This is a genomic window from Bradyrhizobium sp. Ce-3 (assembly GCF_022835695.1).
Taxonomy (GTDB): Bacteria; Pseudomonadota; Alphaproteobacteria; order Rhizobiales; family Xanthobacteraceae; genus Bradyrhizobium.
The window spans coordinates 312,750-332,632 of sequence record NZ_BQUV01000010.1 but is presented as its reverse complement, the minus strand read 5'-3'; the positions used below and the strand labels follow the sequence as shown (position 1 = coordinate 332,632).

Annotated in this window: 13 protein-coding genes; 3 read left to right on the top strand and 10 right to left on the bottom strand. The window is 66.5% G+C overall.

Features of this window, described 5'->3' with window-relative positions; genetic code table 11:
• Positions 1 to 11: 11 nt before the first annotated feature.
• From BRSPCE3_RS30945 to BRSPCE3_RS30925, 5 genes are all read right to left on the bottom strand, one after another.
• On the bottom strand, positions 12 to 1,064 hold the full coding sequence (locus tag BRSPCE3_RS30945) for an ABC transporter ATP-binding protein (protein WP_244070149.1): 1,053 nt from the start codon (positions 1,062 to 1,064) through the stop codon (positions 12 to 14).
• Positions 1,065 to 1,434: 370 nt separating this feature from the next.
• A complete protein-coding gene (locus BRSPCE3_RS30940) occupies positions 1,435 to 2,619 on the bottom strand; it encodes an alanine--glyoxylate aminotransferase family protein (protein WP_244070118.1) in 1,185 nt (394 codons plus the stop codon).
• A 132-nt stretch (positions 2,620 to 2,751) separates the two neighbouring features.
• Entirely contained in the window at positions 2,752 to 3,585 is an 834-nt protein-coding gene (locus BRSPCE3_RS30935) for an LssY C-terminal domain-containing protein (protein WP_375709982.1), read from the bottom strand.
• 134 nt (positions 3,586 to 3,719) lie between these two features.
• Positions 3,720 to 4,445 carry a thermonuclease family protein gene (locus tag BRSPCE3_RS30930; RefSeq protein ID WP_244070117.1) on the bottom strand — a complete coding sequence of 242 codons (726 nt, stop codon included), beginning with the start codon at positions 4,443 to 4,445 and terminating at the stop codon, positions 3,720 to 3,722.
• Positions 4,446 to 4,918: 473 nt separating this feature from the next.
• Complete coding sequence (locus BRSPCE3_RS30925; protein ID WP_244070147.1) at positions 4,919 to 6,646, bottom strand: hypothetical protein; 1,728 nt, start codon at positions 6,644 to 6,646, stop codon at positions 4,919 to 4,921.
• Positions 6,647 to 7,011: 365 nt separating this feature from the next.
• Here BRSPCE3_RS30925 and BRSPCE3_RS30920 point away from each other — a divergent pair, with 365 nt between their 5' ends.
• The gene (locus BRSPCE3_RS30920; protein ID WP_244070116.1) at positions 7,012 to 7,863 is read left to right on the top strand and encodes a caspase family protein; all 852 of its coding nucleotides are present in this window, start codon (positions 7,012 to 7,014) and stop codon (positions 7,861 to 7,863) included.
• A 44-nt stretch (positions 7,864 to 7,907) separates the two neighbouring features.
• Here the strand turns inward: BRSPCE3_RS30920 and BRSPCE3_RS30915 are convergent, their stop codons facing one another.
• The 4 genes from BRSPCE3_RS30915 to BRSPCE3_RS30900 form a co-directional block, all read right to left on the bottom strand.
• The gene (locus BRSPCE3_RS30915) at positions 7,908 to 8,786 is read right to left on the bottom strand and encodes an efflux RND transporter periplasmic adaptor subunit (protein ID WP_244070115.1); all 879 of its coding nucleotides are present in this window, start codon (positions 8,784 to 8,786) and stop codon (positions 7,908 to 7,910) included.
• Positions 8,787 to 8,793: 7 nt separating this feature from the next.
• Positions 8,794 to 9,681, bottom strand: a complete 888-nt coding sequence (locus BRSPCE3_RS30910; protein ID WP_244070114.1) for an alpha/beta fold hydrolase — start codon at positions 9,679 to 9,681, stop codon at positions 8,794 to 8,796.
• A 243-nt stretch (positions 9,682 to 9,924) separates the two neighbouring features.
• Positions 9,925 to 12,360 carry an adenylate/guanylate cyclase domain-containing protein gene (locus BRSPCE3_RS30905; protein ID WP_244070113.1) on the bottom strand — a complete coding sequence of 812 codons (2,436 nt, stop codon included), beginning with the start codon at positions 12,358 to 12,360 and terminating at the stop codon, positions 9,925 to 9,927.
• Positions 12,361 to 12,495: 135 nt separating this feature from the next.
• Positions 12,496 to 14,556 (bottom strand): AsmA family protein, encoded by a 2,061-nt coding sequence (locus tag BRSPCE3_RS30900; RefSeq protein WP_244070112.1) that lies wholly within the window; start codon positions 14,554 to 14,556, stop codon positions 12,496 to 12,498.
• 212 nt (positions 14,557 to 14,768) lie between these two features.
• Between BRSPCE3_RS30900 and BRSPCE3_RS30895 the strand changes: the two genes are divergently transcribed.
• Complete coding sequence (locus BRSPCE3_RS30895; protein ID WP_244070111.1) at positions 14,769 to 15,443, top strand: Crp/Fnr family transcriptional regulator; 675 nt, start codon at positions 14,769 to 14,771, stop codon at positions 15,441 to 15,443.
• Between the two features lie 320 nt (positions 15,444 to 15,763).
• Entirely contained in the window at positions 15,764 to 16,399 is a 636-nt protein-coding gene (locus BRSPCE3_RS30890) for a pyridoxamine 5'-phosphate oxidase family protein (protein ID WP_244070110.1), read from the top strand.
• Between the two features lie 324 nt (positions 16,400 to 16,723).
• On the opposite strand, the gene BRSPCE3_RS30885 is transcribed toward BRSPCE3_RS30890, so the two are convergent.
• Positions 16,724 to 19,876, bottom strand: a complete 3,153-nt coding sequence (locus BRSPCE3_RS30885; RefSeq protein ID WP_244070109.1) for an efflux RND transporter permease subunit — start codon at positions 19,874 to 19,876, stop codon at positions 16,724 to 16,726.
• Between the last annotated feature and the right edge of the window lie 7 nt (positions 19,877 to 19,883).

Genomic DNA, 19,883 nt, shown 5'->3' with positions numbered 1-19,883 from the left:
CTTCCTGTTGCTTATCGGCTAAGCGCGCGGCAGCGCTCGGGCGGCAAGGTCAGCCAGACCTCGCTGCCCTTCTCGACCGAGGTCTCCGTCGGTGTGGTGACCCGCAACGACGTGCCGTCCGCCGTCTCGACCATGTAGTCGCGGTTCATGCCGAGATAGACCTGCCGCGTCACGACGGCTTTCAGCGTGTTCTGCTGTGCGAGGGGCGCTTGCGTCGAGAGCTGGATCTCATGCTGGCGGATCGCGACCGGCGCGCTCTGGCCGGCGGTCAGCCTGGCGCCGACCACCTCCAGCGTCGCCCCGGCGAACGCGACATGGGTCGCATCGCGTGCGGTGCCCTTGATCACATTGGCGGCGCCGATGAAGCGCGCCACGAATTCGGATTCCGGCCGCGCGTAGATATCCTCGGGGCTGCCGAGCTGGTCGATCTTGCCGGCATTCATCACCGCGATCAAATCGGCGGTGGTCATCGCCTCGGATTGATCATGGGTGACATAGACGGTGGTGTAGCGGTATTCGTCGTGCAGGCGGCGGATCTCGAAGCGCATCTCCTCGCGCAGATTGGCGTCGAGATTGGACAGCGGCTCGTCGAGCAGCAGCGTCTCGGGACCGACGATCAGCGCACGCGCCAGCGCGACGCGCTGCTGCTGGCCGCCGGAGAGTTCGCCCGGATAGCGTTGCGCCAGCGGTCCCAGCTTGGTGGTTGCCAGGATCGCAGCAAGTTTTTTCGCGATGGTGTCGCGATCCATTTTGCGCAAGCGCAGGCCGTAGACGATGTTCTCGGCCACCGTCATGTGCGGCCACAGCGCGTAGCTCTGGAAGATCATCGACATGTTGCGCTGCTCGGGCGGCAGCGTGCGTGCCTTCGACGACACCACGCGGTCGCCGACGCGGATCTCGCCGTCGGATGGCTCGAGGAAGCCTGCGATCAGCCGCAGCGTCGTGGTCTTGCCGCAGCCGGACGGCCCGAGCAGGCAGACCAGCTGGCCGTGGTCGATCGTGAGCGAAACGTCATCAACCGCGACAAACGATCCGAACCGCTTGACCAGGCCGCGCAATTCCACCGATGCCAAGCGATCCCCTCCGTTTTTGTTGTGTTGCAGGGATCCGTGCCCGGCTGTTGCCGGCAGTAAAGCGGAAAACGATGACGACGGAAAGTGTTGGTGTCTTAGCAATGCGTTGCATGCACTGCATCCCGTCATCCTTTTTACAAGCGACGCCAAACATGCGGTGTCGTCCCGGCGAAAGCCGGGACCCATAACCACCTATGCTCGTTGTTGTGTACCGGCGGAACGACGAGTTTGCCCACAACATCCGCCACGGATTATGGGTCCCGGCGTTCGCCGGGACGACAACGGAACGTGTGGCCTCGCTCGTACCTCAGGATGACGGGTCAAGCAGGTGTGGCCGCGACGTCGGACTTGCCAGGAAGCCCTACGCCTTCACGTTCTCGCCGAGCCACTGGATGGCGGCGTCGGCGCCGGCCTTGCCGTGCGGGATGTTCAGCGCGGTCAGCGCGACCTCGACGACGCCGAGCGTGCCGAGGATCATCGGTGCGTTGACGTGGCCCATATGCGCGATGCGGAAGGCCTGGCCCTGCAGATCGCCGATGCCGGTGCCGAGCACCACGCCGCATTTCTCCTTGGCGTAACGCTGGATCGCGGCGGGGTCGGCGCCCTTCACGGTCACGGTGGTCACCGTGTTGGAGCGCTCGGCGGGCTCGGCGATGTTGAAGCCGAGCACCTGGCCCTCGCCCCAGACCGCGACCGCGCGGCGCACCGCTTCGCCGAGCAGCCGATGCCGTTCGAAGGCGTTCTCCAGGCCCTCGGTGTGCAGCATGTTGATGGCCTCGCGCAAAGCGAACAACAGATGCACCGGCGCAGTGCCGGCATATTTGCGGTAGTGCTCCGAGCCTTCGCGCTCGGTCCAGTCCCAATAGGGCGTGCGCAGATCGGCCTTCTTGTGCGCATCCCAGGCGCGGTCGCTGGCGGCGACGAAGCCGAGGCCGGGCGGCGTCATCAGGCCCTTCTGCGAGCCACTCATCGCGACGTCGACATACCATTTGTCCATCTCGAAGGGCATGCAGCCGAGCGAGGCCACGGTGTCGACCATGAACAGCGCGGGATGGCCGGCCGCCTTGATCGCTTTGCCGATCGCCTCGATGTCGTTATAGGCGCCCGACGCGGTGTCGACCTGCACCACGAGGATCGCCTTGATCGTGTGCTCCTTGTCGCGCCGCAGCCGCTCTTCCACCTCGGCGACACGGACTGCGCGGCGCCAGTCGCCCTTCATCACCTCGACGTCGGCGCCCATCGCGGCCGCAGCCTGGCCCCAGCCGATCGCGAAGCGCCCGCTTTCGAGCACCAGCACCTTGTCGCCGCGCGACAGCACGTTGGAGAGCGTCGCCTCCCAGGCGCCGTGGCCGTTGGCGATGTAGATGTAGGATTTGCCCTTGGTGGCGAACAGGTTCGAGAGATCGCGCAGCAGGCTGTCGGTCAGTTCGAGCATCTCGTTGGAGTAGATGTCGAGCGCCGGGCGATGCATCGCCTGCAGCACCTGATCGGGCATTGTGGTGGGCCCGGGGATGGCCAGAAATTCCCGGCCCGCGCGAACGGTCATCGTCCTGTTCCTTTTGGGTAAAGCAACGCAAATCATGCGTGTGAGAGGTCAAGCGGGGAGGATATTCCATCGCGGCCGCGATTGCGAGCCGGCCGAAGCAATCCAGCGTTTCCAAAAGCGCGGGGCACAGCCTTATTTGTCGATGGTCTCGACCACTGCGCGCCAGATCTGGTCCTTGAATTCGGTCGCGGCGGGGCTCGGGATCTGCTCGACGGTGCCGTGATTCCTGGCGCAGGCCTCGACCAGCCGCAGCACCCAGATTTCGCCGTCGGTGTAGTAGAGATCGCCGCCGCCATTGCGGCCGTCGAAGGTCGGGCCGATGCCGGTGACCTGATATTTCGCGGTCACCATGCCGGCGGATTCCAGGTCACTGGCGAGCAGCGCGCGTTCGGCGTCGAGATCGGCCGCGATGTGATGGGTTACCGCGCCGGTGTAGCTGCTGATGCCGACGCTGCGGTCGAGCGTCGCGGCGCCGAGCCATACCGGGCGCTTCTCCTGGCCCTGGTCGAGCACCCGCCAGAACCGGACATGGTTGCGGCGATCCGCGCTGGTTCCGACCGGCCGCTCGAAGGCGAGATCCTCGCGGCGGCCGAGATAGAACAGGCTGCTCACCGGCGCATCCTTGTAGGGACGATCGAGCAGCACGGAGCCGACGATTTCGATCGAGGATTTCAGCGTCACGGGATCGGCCGGAAACCAGCCGGCCTCGTGCATCGCGCAGACCACATCCTTGGTGTCGCCGATCAGCCCGACATTCAAGGGATCGCCGGGAATGCCCTGCGCGGTGCGCGTCACCATCGGCAGATTGGCGAGGCCCTTCTGATGCTCGTAATGAGTCCACAGCGCCGGCAGCACCAGATAGGCCGCGATCAGATAGACGACCAGCACGAACAGCAGCAGCATCTGCGCTTGCCGGAGGCGACTGCGCCGGCGCGCGGAAGGCGGATCGATCTCGACATCGGTCACGGTACACGCTTCCGAATCAGTGCGTGGCGCGCCCTAAAGCGCGATGAGATTGGGTTGAATTGTCATCGCGCCCTAGCTCTCCGTTTGGGCATGATCTTTTCGGAAAACCGCTTCGCACTTTTCCGGATCATGCCCTAACGCCGCGTCTCGCGGCAGCCGGCGGCCTCGGCTTCCTCGACCGAGCAGAACCAGCGCGTGCCCTTCGAGATCTTCATCTCGATCTTGGCGTACCAGCGGCTGGTCGGCTGATGAAAGATGCATTCGCCGGAGCGGTTGACGTTGCCCTTGATGGTGCAGTCGGGCGAGGGCGCGACCGGGCCGGAGGCCGAGGCGAGCAGGATCGAGTTGGCGCCCTCCGGCGGCCTCACGGCGCCGAGCACGGTGGTCTTCTTGTTGCGCACGCGCCAGTCCCACGGCGCGATGAACGCGCCCTGCCACATCCCGGCCTTGGCTTCGCGCGCCGCCTTCTCGTCCGCCTCGTAGTCATGCGAGATCCGGGTATAGGCCAGCGCCCAGCCGTTCGCGACCATCCACTTCTGGATGTCCTCGCCGTCGACCTCGCAGCGCGCGATGGTGCGGCCGCGGCGATCGACCGAGCGGGCGTGGCAGGTCCAGCTCTTGTTGCCGGCATGCTTGATCAGCTCGTCGCGCGCGGCGACGCCGCAGGTCCAGCGCTCACCCTTGGTGTTGAGGCAGAGCTGATCGGTCGACGGCGCGTCGATGCCGCCGAGCCGGATCTTGACGCTGCCGATCATCAGCTGGTCGCCGTCGCGGATCTTCGGCACGCCGGTGATGTCGGCGGCGGCAGCGAGCGTCGGCAGCGACAGCAGCAGGCCAGCAGTGAGCAGCGTCTTGAGCATCGGCGTTCCCGGCCAGGTTCTTGTCGTTCAAAGAGCTTCTAGCGTTCAGTGGTCAGTGCCCAAAGGATCGGCAAGGATTGTGCGGTCAATTGGGCAACCGTGCCAGTGGCGTCGTGTTTCCGCCAGTGTCAACTTCGCGTCATCCCGCTCCGCGATGTCATCCTCCCCTGGAGGGGTCGAGACGAGCGAAGCTCGCTCTGGGATAGGTTCGCATGAAGCGTAGCGCGATGCGGACCGAGGTGGGGTGACAGTCTCTCCGCAGAAGCAGCGCCCGTGTGGAGAGATCACCCCACCCCGTGTCGCATCTTGCTTCGCGCGATGCGATACGACCCTCCCCCTCCAGGGGAGGGTGAACCAGTCCCGTAGCCCGGATGGAGCGAAGCGCAATCCGGGGACAACGTTTCCGTTGCAAGACAGCCCCCGGATTGCGCTGCGCTCCATCCGGGCTACGCACTTCCGTCCGGGTTATGAAACTACACCGCGGCCATTCGTCGCTTCGCCAGCGCCAGGGCCATCAGCACGAACGCCGACGTCACCTCGGGTCCGCCGACCAGGATCCGCGTCGGCGTCTTCATCTTATTCCATTCATAGGCCTTGTAGGGCCCCTTGCGGCCGCCCTCGCCGAGGCCCTGCACGATGCAGTGCAGCGCCGGCGTGAAGCTCGCGACCTCGGCGCCAAGATGCGCCAGCGCCATCAGCGCGAGCGCGGCGTCGAACGGGTTCATCTCATGGGTGATCAGCTCGCCCTTGACGTAGCCGAGCACGCGGGCGCGGATCAGCGCGAACACGTTGCCGGGATCGATCACGCGCTGCGCGGCCAGCGGCAGCGCGATGAAGGCCGCGTAGCAGCGGCCGAAATAGGCCGAATAGAGCTCGGGCAGGTAATAGATGTGCGAGCGCGGATTCCTGAACGCGCCGCTTTCGACCAGATGCTTCTGGAAGGCGATGATGCGATGCACCGTCTCCAGCCGCTGCGGCGTCTCGAGGATCTGCCAGCGGACGAGGTTGCGAAACGAGACCTCGAGGATGTCGAGGTTCAGCGTCGGATCGAGGTCGTTGCCGTAGGGCCGCTCGCCCTTGAGGTTATCGATCCAGGTGACGACGCCGCCCTCATAATCGATGTTGTCGTTCAGCGGCACGGTGACGCGGGGCTCGTTGGCGCCTGCGCGCACCTGGTAGCCGCGGTAGAAGTCGAGCAGCGGCTGCTTGAGGATCGGATCGTCGGCGCCGGCTTGCGTGGCGGCCGAGAACGCGCACGCCGTGGTGTCGCAGTCGGGCACGTAGATGCCGAAGCCGAGGTCCTGCTTGATCTGGGCGAAGAAGCGCGAGAAGCGCGGATGCCGCCCCGGCGCCAGCGCGGTGACGACCTTCACGACGGAGCCGTCATGCGACGGCACCTCCTCGGCGCTGGTCTTGAGGCAGAACTCGACCATCTCGGCGATCGCGCGCCGCGCCGCGCTTGCCTGGTCCGGCGCAGCAAGCCCGGTCTCGACGAAGCCGAGCAGCGCCTCGGTGAAGAAGGCGTCGTAATAGGCCGAGCGGTGGCGGATCTGCACCGGCTCCCACATCGGCTCGGCGATGCCGCGCCACGGCGGGTTGATCAGCGTGCGCGCCGGCGAATGCGCGATGAAGATCCGCGCCAGGCCGAACAGCAAGGTCGAGTTCTTGTAGCCGCGGGCGTTCAGCCCGGTCAGCGCCATCAGCAGCTCGCGCCCGCCGAGGTCAGGGTCGCCGATCAGGTTGAACGCGGCGTAGGTCGGGATGAAGCCGCATCTGCCGAACGAGCCAAGCAGATGCGCGCCGGTGGTCCGGATCACGCGGTCGATCTCGGCCATCGCCGGCGGGCGGCCTGGCGCAGGTACGGCCGGCGGGGCCGGGTGGCGGACGCCGGTGCCGTCCATCAGGGCGGCGACGGGAGCTCCGATCGCGGCCCAGTCCGGCGCCTCATGGTCGCGCGCGGCGGTCAATGCCGCACGCAGGCCAGCGAGGCGGTCGGGGTCCTTCAGGTCGGGCAGGCCGGTGCGGCGGAGCAGCGTGCGCAGTGGCGGATTGCCGAGCGCGGTCCGGTAGAATTTTCCGAGGTGGGCATCGCCGCCGCGATAGGCCTGCAGCACGGGGTCGCAGACCTCGTAAAGCGACGGGCCATCCTTTTTGGCGGTCAGCGACCGGCACACCGCGCCTGCGATCTCGTGAAGGCCCAAGAAGCTCAAGGCATCCCTTTCCCGCGGAACCGGTTAACGCCGCCGCCCGGCGGTGTTTCCTCCGGTCCTCCCCGAATCCGCAAGCCCTTGGAAAGCTACATGAATCCCTACAAAATACAAATGTGACAGAGGTCACGTAACGGGATTTTAACGGCGTCAATGGCCTGTGCCGGGCGGCAGCATGCCGCAAACCGGGTTGCCCCGGCCGTCCGTCCGGGTTAAGGGAATGTTTGTTGCGGCGCCGCAAATTGAGATCAATCAACGGCACACACCTCAACCCCATTAAACCTGACCGCTTCTGACGCGACTAACTGGCGCGATTTCGTTCGAGCGCCATCGGGATAGAGATTGGGACTAGGAACGCTATGAACCTTAGGCAGCTTCAGATTTCCCGTCGCACCATCGCCGTTTGCGTGGCGGTGGCCGGCACGGTGTCGCTGGCGATTGGTGCCCATGCAGCGCTCAACAAGCGCACTCTCGATGTCGTCAAGGGTGGCGACAAGGCGGTGACCAGCGGGCTGACCGGCGGCATTCCGGCCGGCACCTCCCGTCTCGCGCTGATCATCGGCAACGGCCACTATCCGGACGCCGCGGCGCCGCTGGCCCAGCCGATCAACGATGCCCGCACTTTGTCGTCGTCGCTGCGGCGCGAGGGTTTTGACGTCGACGTGGTCGAGGATGCGACCAAGGACGACATGTTCCGCGCCGTCGAGCGCATGAAGGCCAAGATCCGGCCCGACACCGTCGTGATGCTGTTCTTCGGCGGCTACGGCGTGCAGGTCGGCCGCGAGAGCTACATGATCCCGGTCGACGCCACGATCTGGAAGGAAGCCGACGTCAAGCGCACCGGCGTCAGCGTCGAGTCCGTGCTCGATGCGATGAAGGAGCGCGGCGCCAAGGCCAAGCTCGTCGTGCTCGATGCCTCCCGCCGCAATCCCTATGAGCGCCGCTTCCGCGCGTTCTCGCACGGCCTCGCGCCGATCAGCCCGCCGGAAAACACCATCGTGCTGAGCTCGGCGACGCCTGGCAAGGTCGCCGACGACAGCAAGGGCACCAACAGCGTGCTGGTCTCCGAGCTGATCAACAACCTCAACGCCCAGGCCGGCGCCGAGACCGCCTTCAACAAGACCCGCGTCGCGATCTCCCGCGCGAGCGAAGGCGAGCAGGTGCCGAGCGTGTCGTCGTCGCTGCTGGAAGACATCAAGCTCGGCGGTTAGACCACAGCTCCTTCGCCGGGACGACGCTGTGGATACGGCACCGCCTACTTCGCGTCCGCGCTCGCGCCCACCGGCCGCACCGGATCGCCTTCACGCAGCAGCGCGCCGGCGCGGGCCACCACGATGTCGCCTTCCTGGATGCCGTCGCGGATCTCGACCTGTCCCGCCGACATCAAGCCGGTCTCGACCCGCCGGGTCTCGACGCGGCCGCCGCGCACCACCTGCACCACGGTGCCGGCGGTGGAATAGAGGATCGCGGTCAGCGGCACCGCGACGCCGCAGCTCTGCCCGGTCTTGATCTGGGCGCGGCCGGATGAATTCACCAGCAGGCGGCGATTGCCGCCGATCGCCACGAACACCTGGCCGAGCTGGCTGTTCGGCTCGATGGTCGGCGCGATCCGCCGCACCTTGCCGTCGACATCGCCGGCGCCGATGATCTTCAGCTTCGCGGTCTGCTCGGTCTTCAGCTTGGCGATGTCGCGGGTCGGCACCATGCCGACCAGATCGTATTCGCTCTTGGCGATGATCGAGAACAGCGCATCCTTGCCTGACGCCGGCGCGCCCACGATCGCCGACGACGCCGAGATCGTGCCCGCCACCGGCGCCGTGACGTTGCTGGCATTGGCGCCGTCGGTCAGCTTCGCCAGCACCTGGCCCGCGGTGACGGTGTCGCCGGGATCGACCATCACCTCCGCCACCTTCAGGCCGAAACGCTCGGGCCGGATCTGCTGCTCGTCGCGCGGCAGCACGATGCCCGAGACCTCGACGATGTTGCCGAAGCAGAATTTCGAGGCCTTCAGCACCGTCACCGCCGCGCCTTTCGGCGCGGTGTCGGCTTCGCCCGCCGCGCGTGCGGGAGCGGCCGCGAGCAGAAGCATCGCGGAGGCGGCGAGGGCGGCAGCGCGCAGGCGAGGCAAAATCATCGGCAAACTATTCCCAAAATGAGGGCCTCCTGAATACCAGATGCGGCCGGGCCGAGCCAGCCGGCTGCGCCGTCTCGGCATCCGCCGCCAGCTCCAGCTTGGCCAGCTCCTCGGCGCGCCAGATGTGCCGCAGGATTTCCGGATTGACCCGGTCGGCATGCGTCACGGGCAGCATGTGGCCGGCCGCCGGCAGATGCCGCAGCTCGGCGCCATCGATCAGCGCGGCGAGCTTCGCGACAATGCGCTGCGTCACATAGGGCGACAGCCCGCCCGACACCAGCAGCGTCGGCACCTTCAAAGCGGACGCGGCGGCCGCCACCCCATCGAGATCGAGCGCGGCGTTGAAATCGTAAGGCAGCTTGTCGGCCTGCTCGATCATCCGCAACCGTCCGCTCGGCGAGAACTGCTCGCGCGGCCCGGAGCCGGCCCAGAACGCGGTGAACGCCTCGACCGCCTCCAGCACCGCGCCGTCGAAAATATCCTGCGACACCACCTGCGCGATCCGCGCGAAGCGATCGTACAGCCGCGCATCGGCAGGCGTCTCGCGCAGCAAGGTGGGTAAGACGGGCTCGATCAGCGTCAGGCTGCGAACGCGCTGCGCATAAGGTGATGCAGTCGCCAGCCGAAACGCGATCGCCCCGCCATAGGAATGCCCGATCAGATGCAGCGGTCCGTTGGCTTTGGCGAGCCACGGCTCGAGCCGCGCGATCTCGCCATCCAGCGTCCGCGGCCAGTCGCGTCCGCAGGCGGCGACGCCATAGCCGGAAATATCCGGCGCCATGAACGGCGTGCAGCCGAGCGCCGCCGCAAGCTTGGTCCATTGCCGTCCCGACCCCAGCGAGCAATGCAACGCCACCACCGACGCCGAAGCCGGCGTCCCGTCCAATCCCGTCATCAGACCATCCTGCTTGTTCTTGTTGTCGCCGGGCGCGCGTTCGCACGCGCCCGTCATGACGCGAGCGCGGTGGGGGCGGGGTTATTCCTGGCAGCGGTGCGGGAGGGCGTGATCGTGATCGTGACTGCAGTCGGATTCACTGGATGGTGATTTGAGACGCGTGGCAGTCGGCGCTCGAGAACGTGGCCGCACATTCGATGTCGTCCCGGCCTGCGCCGGGACGACGAGAGGAGAGAGCGGGGCCTACTCCGCCGCCGCCTCCGCTGACGGCTCGCCCTTCCAGCTGAGAATCTCCGCGGCCAGGATCGGATGGTTGAATCCCTTCAGCACGAGGTCGTCGATGGCGCGGCCTTCGACGCAGGGCTCGACGATGCCGTAGACGCGGCGGCTGACCACGATCTGGTTGGGCTTGGCTTCGCCGCACAGGCGGGAGGCGAGGTTGGTGACGCTGCCGATCGCGGCATATTCCAGCCGCTGCTCGAAGCCGACCTGGCCGAGCGTGGCATAGCCGACGGCGATGCCGATGCCGAAGCCGAGACTGTGTCCGCGGTTGCGCCACTTCTCGGTCAGCGGGCCGACCGTGTCGCGCATCTCGACTGCCATCTTCACCGCGCGCGCGGTGTGGTCTTCGAGCTGGATCGGCGCGTTGAACAGGATCATCACGCCGTCGCCGGCATATTTGTCGAGCGTGCCTTCGTATTTGAAGATCAGTTTGCCGAGCGCGGCGTGATATTCGCGCAGCACGTTCATCGCCTCTTCCGGCTCGGTCGCCTCGGTGAAGGCGGTGAAGCCGCGCAGGTCGCAGAACACCACGGTGACCTCGCGGCGGTGGCTGTCGAGCAGGCCCTCGGGATTGTCCGACGAGGCGATCAGCTGCGCCACCTGCGGCGCCAGGAAGCGCTCCAGCCTTCGGGTCCGCTCGAGCTCGCCGAGCTGGGTCTCGACCCGCTGCTCCAGCGACTTGTTCCAGTCTTTCAGTTGCTCGGTCTGCTCGCGCAGCTTGTCGGCCTGCTCGCGCACGGTGGTGTTGGCTTCTTCCAGCGCATGGCTCTTCTGGTCCACCTCGGTGAACAGCCGCGCGTTGCGCATCGCCAGCACCGCCTGGTGCGCGAAGGTCTTCATCAGGCCGATCGTGTTGGGCGGAAAATCACCGGCCGCCTTGCGCAGCACCACCAGCGCGCCGAGCACGCCCTGCTGGTCGACCAGCGGCACCACAAGCACCGAGTGGAAGCCGGCGCCGACCACGACATCGCGCAGGGGATGATCCGGCTGGTCGGTGAGATCAGGAAACGCCAGCGGCTCGCCGTTCGCCGCGGCCGCGCCGAGCGGGCTGTTATCAGCATCGATCGCGCGGTGACCGCCCTCAGCGGCGGCGTCGATGCCGATCGATTGCGTCAGGGTGAAGCTGCGCTGCGCGGCGTCATAGCCATAGATCAGCACGGCATCGGCGTGGGTGATCTCGAGCGCGCGGGCCGCGACCGTCGGCAGCACCGCGTTGAGATCGAGCGAGGACGCCACCGCGCGGCCGACCTCTTCCAGCACCTTCAGCTCGTTGATCGATTGCGCGAGGTCACGCGTGCGCTCCTTCACCTTGCCTTCGAGATCGGAATAGGTCTCGGCGAGCTGTCCGGCCATGCTGTTGAACTGCCCGGCGAGCTCCTCCAGCTCGTCCGATGTCTTCACCTCGATGCGATGCCCGAAATCGCCGGCCCCGAGCCGCCGCGCACCGGTGCGCAATGCCGTGATCGGCACCAGCATGCGGCGCGCCAAAATCGTGCCGGCGATGATCGCGACCACGAGGCCGAGCGCGATCAAAAGCGCAATACGCACCAGCTGGTCGCGGATCGGCGACAGCGCCTGCGAGGTCGGCTGCTCGACAAACACGTGCCAGCCGAGATTCGGCGCCGGCGTCGTCGTGGTCAGCACCGCGTTGCCGTCGACATCTTTGCCGGAGCCGATCGGCCTGCCGCTCGACGACAGCACCGCGGCGACCTGCGGCAGCGCGGCGAGGTCCTTACCCGTCTCGGGCCCCTTCGACGAGCTCGCCAGCACGCGGCCCTTGGCGTCGACGACATAGGCGAAGGCGGTACGGCCGACCTGGGAATCGCCGAAATAATCGTTGAGGAAGCGCAGGTCGATCTCGGCCACGGTGACGCCGGCGTTGAAGCCGGAATGCTGCTCGCCGATCGACATGAAGGGCCGCTCGTCGCGGAAATACGCCGGCCCATAGGCGGTGCCGCGCGAGATGGTCTCGGTGAATCTGACGTCGCGGGAGAGGTCGGTGTTGGAGTTCACCGTGACGGTCTGGCGCGACAGCCGCAGCACCTCATGGCCCTGGCCGTTGATCAAGGTGAGCTGGCTCACCGCCGGCACCTGGCCGAGCAGCTGGGCATAATCGGCGCGGCGCAGCTCGATGGTGTTGGAGGAGGCGCGGGTCACCCAGGAGATCTGGCGCTCGAGATCGGAGATCGATTGCTCGATGTGCTTGGCGGTGGCGTCCGCCTTCTCGCTCATCGCGTCCGTGAGCGTGCTCTTGATGCCGCGATAGCTGATCCAGGTCTCGAGCGCGCCGTTGACCGCGAGCACGAACACGACGAGGCCGACCAGCGCGAGGACGTATTTGGCGAACAGGCCGCCGCGCAGGAACCAGTTCTTGCCCTTGTCCGCAGCCCCGTTCATCCAGCCTCGTCCGTCCCCTCCAATCCGTCGGGTGCGCGCCTGTATCTGCTGCTGTTTAGCACGGATCGGCAGGGCGAGGCGGCCCCTCGGGCCGCATGGTTAGCCCCGGATAATGGCGGGGGATATCCGGGAATATCAGCGATTGAACAGCTGCCGCAGCACGTCCTTCATAGCCGGACTGTCGGGCTGCTCGGCGGTGTCGCCGGGTGGTGGGGACGGCGGCGGGGTTTGATCGGCGGCCGGCGGCGCGTCCGCCTCGGGCTTGGCCAGGCCGCGGCTCGGGCGGGAGGCGTTGCCCTGGTTCAGCGTGGAAAGGCCCTGCTGCAGCAGGTTCCCGATGGTGTCGCCGAGCTGGCCGCCGAGCGGGTTCTGACCCGTGCCGCCCGGAGGCTGGCCCGTGCCGGGCTGCGCACCGGTTCCACCGCCTGGCGCGCCGTTGAGCAGGTTGGTCAGCCCATTCAGGCTCTGGCTCAGACCCTGGCCGTTCGCGCCGAACAGGCCCTTGCCCATCTCCTTGAGCTTGGCATAGGCGGCCTGTGGGTTGTCGAGGATGCCCTGCATCTCCGGATAGATCCGCGGGCTCACCCAGGGGCCTTCGAGCATCACGGGGATGCCGAGTCCGACCGGATTGCCGGCGCGGCCCTGGCCTTCGGTGGTCATCACGAGCTGCGGCTCGACCCGGAACCCGATCTGGCGGGTGTTGAGGTCGATGGTGCCGACCCCGGTCATCTTCACCAGCGGTCCGATCAGGTTGAGATCGGTGGTGACGGCCTGGCCCTTGTCGACCTTGAACGAGGCCGAGAGCTGGCTGAGATCGGTCGACAACTCCTGGCTCTCCTGCCAGCCCGACAAGGTGCTGGTGGTGAGGTTGCGGATCATCTGCGCGACGTTGAGGCCGAGGATCTTGCCGTCCTGGAACACGACGAAGGCGGTGCCGCCGAGATTGCCGACGATCGCGCGCGCGCTGTTGCCCTGCGAGGTCAGCGCGATCTTCGCCTGCATCTTGCCGTCGAGCTTGTCGAATTCGGCGAGGCTTCTCAGCACCGGCAGCGCACGCACGCCGGCGAGATCGAGCCGCAGCGCGTAGGTCGGAGTGGCGGTTCTCGCATCGATCGTGACGTCGCCATTGGCGGTGCCCTCATAGGCGCCGAGATTGCCGAGCCTCCCCTTCAGCACGCCGCTGTCGATCGAGGCATCGATCGCCGCCTGCGCGAAGCGGCCGTCGCCGATCACGAGCTCCGCCGCTGAGATGCGCGTCTGCGCGTCGACATAGTTGAGCCCGCCCAGATCGATCGACGCGTTGCTCCAGCTATTGGTGCCGAGCGGCTGTGTGGTGCCGGACTGGCTTGAGGGCATCGCGATCGAAATCCGCTGGAAGTCGAGATCGAGCTTCACGAGCGGCTTGTTGCTGGCGAAGTCGACCGAGGCCCAGCCGGTGAAGCCGCCATCGCCGAGCGTGCCGGACACGCCGTTGAACATCACCACTGTGCCGTTGAGGCGCACTTCCGCATTCGCCTTGATCGCGGCGGGCAACAGGCCCGGCGCATCGATGTTGAATTCGGCCGGCACGCTCTGCCGTTCGAGCGGCGCCTGCGGCGCGGCGGCGCGGATCTCGAACTTCAGCGGCTTGTCGCCCGTGCGCGCATTACCGGTGACGAGGATCTTGCGGTCGTCGCCGATGGTCGCGTCGGCGTTCAGCGTCTCGATCCGGTTCTCGACCCGGTCGCGCACATTGGAGAACACGATGGTGCCGCCGGTGACGCTGACATGCCGGATGGTGATGCCGCCATTGTCCGAGGCGGACGACTTCGCCGGCGGATTATGGTCGCGGGTGCGCTCGCGTTGCAGCGGCAGGTTGATCACCGGCTTCACGATCACGAGGTCGGTGATGTCGGGCCGGCCTGACCACAGGCTCGACAGCGTCATCTCGGCCTCGACGCTGCTGGCGGCGAACCTGTTGTTGGCCTCGCGCTCCCGCGGGTCCTGCAACACGACATCGCTCAGTGTCAGATTGACCGTCGGCCAGAGCCCAACCTTGGCGCCGCCATTGATGGTCAGCTTGTAGCCGGTCTCGCGCTCGACACGCTCGGTGATCGCGGATGTGAGGAAGGACGTCGGGATCCCGATCACGGCCACCAGCGCGATGATCACGATCACGGCAGCAATGGCGGCCCCGGCGAATTTCAGTGCTCTCATGTCGATATTCCAGGCCGGGCAGACAGGGTTCCGCCGCGGCAAGACACGGCCGATCGCACGCGATTATCCCGCAAACGGGACCTCGCTCCAATGAGGTGAAAAATAATCCGTTACCAGCATGAACTTATGTGACCTCTCACACACTCTTATGAGGGTGATTTTTGCTAACCGGGCGTCAGGGGACCGCTCGGATGGATTTGGAAGGCAGTACAATGAGCAAACAGGCCGAATTTGCGGTCATTCTGAAGATGAATCCGATGTTCGCCGATCTCGGTGCGGACGAGTTGCAGCGGCTTTCGGGCCTCTGCCACACCCATCAGCTCGCGCCCGGCGAGGTGTTGTTCCAGAAAGGCGATCCCGGCGATGCCCTGTTTGGGGTCCGCCGCGGCCAGATGCGCATCGAAACCGGTGCCTCCGACGGCAGCCGGCTCACGCTGAACTTCATGGGGCCCGGCGATCTGTTCGGCGAAGTCGCCGTGCTCGATGGTCAGGATCGCACCGCGGATGCGACCGCCGGCGAACCCACCGAATTGTTTGTCTTGCGGCGCGAGGACTTCCTCGGCTTCCTCGAGCGCGAGCCCAAGGTCGCGGTCAGGCTGATCGCGTTGCTGTGCCAGCGCATCCGCTGGCAGAGCGAGCGGATGGAGGAATCCGTGCTGCAGCCGTTGCCGGTCCGCCTCGCCCGCCGGCTGTGCGCGCTGGCCGAGGATTTCGGTTCCGAGGTGCACATCTCGCAGGAACAGCTCGGCATCTTCGTCGGCGCCGCTCGCGAAAGCGTCAACCGGCAGCTGCAGACCTGGCGCAAGGACGGCATCGTCGATCTGCAGCGCGGCCGGATCATGCTGCACAACATGACCAAGCTGACGGCGGTCGCACGCAACGACTAGACACCACCGCTGCAACGCGCGCGCGAGGATTGGCATCTCTCGCGCGTCTTGCGGATGCCGATGCGGCGATGCCTAAAAGACTTGCTTGCCGGAACAGGCCGGGCTCGCGTTCAATAGCTCCGCGGGTCCTTGGGGTGACACCCAGCCTTGCTGGCCTCACGCCATCCACCTGCAAACCCCTGCGGTCATTCCCGTTGACCGCAGGGGTTTTGCGTTGCTGACCGCCGCAGAAGCTTGCCGCCGCGGCGAATCCGCACCCCTCCCGCCGGCATCAATTCCTGTCCTGACGTGGTATAGACCGGCCACAAAGGGAGTTCGCTATGGGCAATCAGAGCGCAGGCGCCAAGCCGCCGGTCAAGTCGCAGGAAGATCTTCGCGGGCATTTCGGCCAGGTGAGCCCGCTTGCCGAGAAGAAGGTGCTCAACCATCTCGACAAATTCTGCCGTGACTTCATCGCGCTGTCGCCGTTCCTCGTGATCGCCTCCAGCGACGGCAAGGGCCATGCCGACGCCAGCCCGCGCGGCGATGCGCCGGGCTTCGTCTCCGTGATCGACGACAACACGCTGCTGATCCCGGATCGCCGCGGCAATAACCGCGTCGATACGTTCGGCAATATCCTGGCTTCGCCGGGAGTTGGCCTGATCTTCATGGTGCCGGGCATCAACGAGACGCTGCGCATCAACGGGCGGGCGGAGATTTCGCAGGAGCCTGATCTGCTGACACCGCTGACGGTGCAGAACGTCACGCCGGTCATCGGGCTGAAGGTGCATGTCGATGAAACCTACTTCCATTGCGGCAAGGCGCTGATGCGCTCGAAGCTGTGGAACCCGGCGGCGCAGGTCGAGCGCCACAGTTTCCCGACGCTGGGCCGGATCATCGCCGAGCAGACCGCCGCCGTCGAAGTCGAGGTCGCCGAGAAAGCGATGGAAGAGGCGTATCGCACGCGGCTGTATTGAACCTAATCAAGCGGGATTGAATCGGTCCTGCAGCGGACCGGTTCACCCTCTCCCGTCCACCGCTGTCATCGCCCGGCTCCGACCGGGCGATCCAGCACGCCGCGGCCCCTCGGCTCAAGCACTGCCGTCTCTGGAATGCTGGATCACCCGCCTGCGTGGTGACGACACCGGGCAAGCGGAGAGTGTCTGCATGATTTCGGAATAATAGAACAGTACCCCTGAGTTGCCCGACGTGTCAAGTTCCGTGTCGGCCGCCGGCGCCCGCCGGCTACTGTGCATGGGGTTGTTTTCGATATTTTGGCGATGCGCCCCTGCGAGGCAGCCTCATTCGGCCGCCGGCGAGATCATGTTCGGCGGGCCCGGCGGCTTGTTGGCCTTGTCCGCCTCAGGGGAACTCGGGGTGAGTTCGTGGTCGGCGTGCGAGACCACGAGGCGCTTGCTGAAACGCCAGATCAGGCTGCCGATGTCGTCCATCACCATGAACATCGCCGGCACGAACACCAGCGACAGCACGGTCGAGAAGATCAGGCCGCCGATCACCGCGAGCGCCATCGGCGAGCGGAATTCGCCGCCGGCGCCGAACGCCAGCGCCGACGGCATCATGCCGGCGGCCATCGCGATCGTGGTCATCACGATCGGGCGCGCGCGCTTCATGCCGGCGTCGATCATCGCCTCCTCGCGCGCCTTGCCGTCGCGGATCGCCTCCACCGCGAACTCCACCAGCATGATGGCGTTCTTGGTGACGATGCCCATCAGCATCAGGATGCCGATCCACACCGGCGTGGTGAGCTGCTTGCCGGTCAAGAGCAGCGCGCCGATCGCGCCGCCGATCGAGAGCGGCAGCGAGAACAGGATGGTGATCGGCTGCAGGAAGGTGCCGAACAACAGCACCAGCACGGCATAGACCATCATCAGGCCGGCGGTGATCGCGGTGGCGAAGCCGTCGGACAGCTCGGCGAGGCTCTCGGCGTCGCCGGACGGGCTGACCTTGACGCCCTTGGGCAGGCTCTTCATCACCGGCAGGTCGTAGATCAGCTTGGTGGCGTCGCCGAGCGCGGCATTGCCGACGAGGTCGGCGGCGACGGTGGCCTGCCGCTCGCGGTCATAGCGGTTGATGCTGGTCGGGCCCTGGTCGAGCTGGATGTCGGCGACGACGGAGAGCGGCACGCCGCCGCGTTCGCCGCGCTGGCCGAGCGGCACGCGCAATTGCTCCAGCATCTGCAGGTCGCTGCGCGCGTTGTCCTCGAGCTGGACGCGGATCGGCACCTGGCGGTCGCCGGCGTCGAACTTGGCCAGCGCCGGGCCGACGTCGCCGATGGTGGCGACGCGGATGGTCTGCGACAGGCTTTCGGTGGAGACGCCGAGCCGTGCCGCGAGCTCGGCGCGCGGCCGGATCCGCAGCTCGGGCCGGTCGAGCGCGGTCTCCGAGATCACGTTGGCGATGAGCGGGATCCGCTTCATCTGCGTCGCCAGCTCGCTAGCGACGTTGTTGACGATGTTGCTGTCGGTGCCCGTGACCACCAGCGAGATCGCGCGCAGGCCGTTCTCGTCGAGGAACCAGAACCTGATGTCCGGGACGTTATCGAGGTCCTTGCCGATCGACAGCTCGAGCTCGCGCTGGGTGATCTTGCGGTCGGCCTTCGGCGTGTAGTTGATGATCAGCGCGGCGCGGCGCACCTCCTGGATGCCCGGCGGCACGCGGCCGCCGTCGACGAACACGCTGCGCACCTCGGGCCGCTTGCGCAGCCGCGCCACGATCTCCTCGGTGACCTTCTCGGTGTAGGCGAGCTGCGAGCCGGGCGGCAGCTCCATCGCGAGCAGCGAGCGCGCGGTGTCCTGCGCCGGCAGGAAGCCCTGCGGCAGCAGCGTGATGCTCCAGATCGACGCGGCGAACACCGCAAAGCCGACCAGCACGGTGACGTAGTGATGCCTCACCGACCAGGTGACCAGGCTGTGATAGCCGCGCAGGATGCGGCCGGGCGGCGGGTCATCGTGGTCATGGTGCTTGAGGAAATAGGCCGCCAGCATCGGCGTCACGAAGCGCGCGGCGAGCAGCGAGAAGAACACCTGCACCGACACGGTGATGCCGAATTGCTTGAAGAACTGTCCGGCAATCCCGGACATGAAGCTCGCCGGCGCGAAGATCGCGATGATGGTGAGCGAGATCGCGATCACCGCAAGGCCGATCTCGTCGGCGGCTTCGAGGGCCGCACGATAGGGCGTCTTGCCCATCCGCATGTGGCGGACGATGTTCTCGATCTCGACGATGGCGTCGTCGACGAGGATACCGGTCGACAGCGTGATGGCGAGGAACGAGACCAGATTGAGCGAGAAGCCGAGCAGGTCCATCGCCCAGAACGCCGGGAAGATCGACAGCGGCAGCGAGACCGCGGCGATGATGGTGGCGCGGATGTCGCGCAGGAACAGCAGCACGATGATGACGGCGAGGATCGCGCCCTCGAACAGGGTCGATATCGCGGCCTCGTAATTGCCCTTGGTGAACTCGACCGAGGTGTCGATCAGCTTCAGATCGACGTCGGGATAGGCCACCTTCAGCGCGTCGATCCGCTTCTGCACCGCGGCGGCGACCACGACGTCGCTGGCGCCCTTGGAGCGCTTGATGCCGAGCGCCACGACAGGCTCGCCGTTGAAGCGGGCGAAGGTGCGGCGGTCGGCGATGGTGTCGGTGACGGTGCCGAGATCGTCGAGCCGGATCTCGCCGCCGCCGAACAGCGGAATCATGGTGCCGGCAAGCTCGTTCAGCGTCTTGGCGCCGGCCAGCGTCCGGATCGCCTGGTCGTTCTTGCCGATCTCGGCGCGGCCGCCGGCGACGTCGACATTGGTGCCGCGCAGGATCTGGCTGACATTGACCGCGGTCAGCCCCACCGCCTGCAGCTTGTCGGGATCGAGCGAGACCAGGATCTCGCGCTCGACACCGCCGATGCGCTCGACCTGGGCGACGCCGCGGACGCCCTGCAGCGCGCGCTTGACCACGTCGTCGACGAAGTAAGACAGCTGCTCCGGCGTCTTGCCGGGCGAGATCGCCGCATATGTCACGATCGGCAGGCCGATCACGTCGACGCGCTGGATCAACGGCTCGGTGACGTTCTGCGGCAGGTTGGCGCGCACCCGCGTCACCGCGTCCTTGACGTCGTTGAGCGCGCGGTCGGTGTTGGTCTCCAGCGCGAACTGGATCGTGGTCACCGACAGGCCGTCGGTGATCGAGGAGGAGATGTGGCGCACGCCCTCGACGCCGGAGACGCCGTCCTCGATCGTCTTGGTGACCTGCGATTCAAGCTCCGACGGCGCGGCGCCGAATTGCGAGACCGCGACCGAGATCACCGGAATGTCGGCGCTCGGCAGCCGCGTCACCGCGAGCTTGGTGAAGGAGACCCAGCCCAGCACCAGCAGGATGATCGAGAAGACGATCGAGGGAAGCGGGTTCCGGATCGACCATGCCGAGATGTTCAAAGCCATTAGCGTA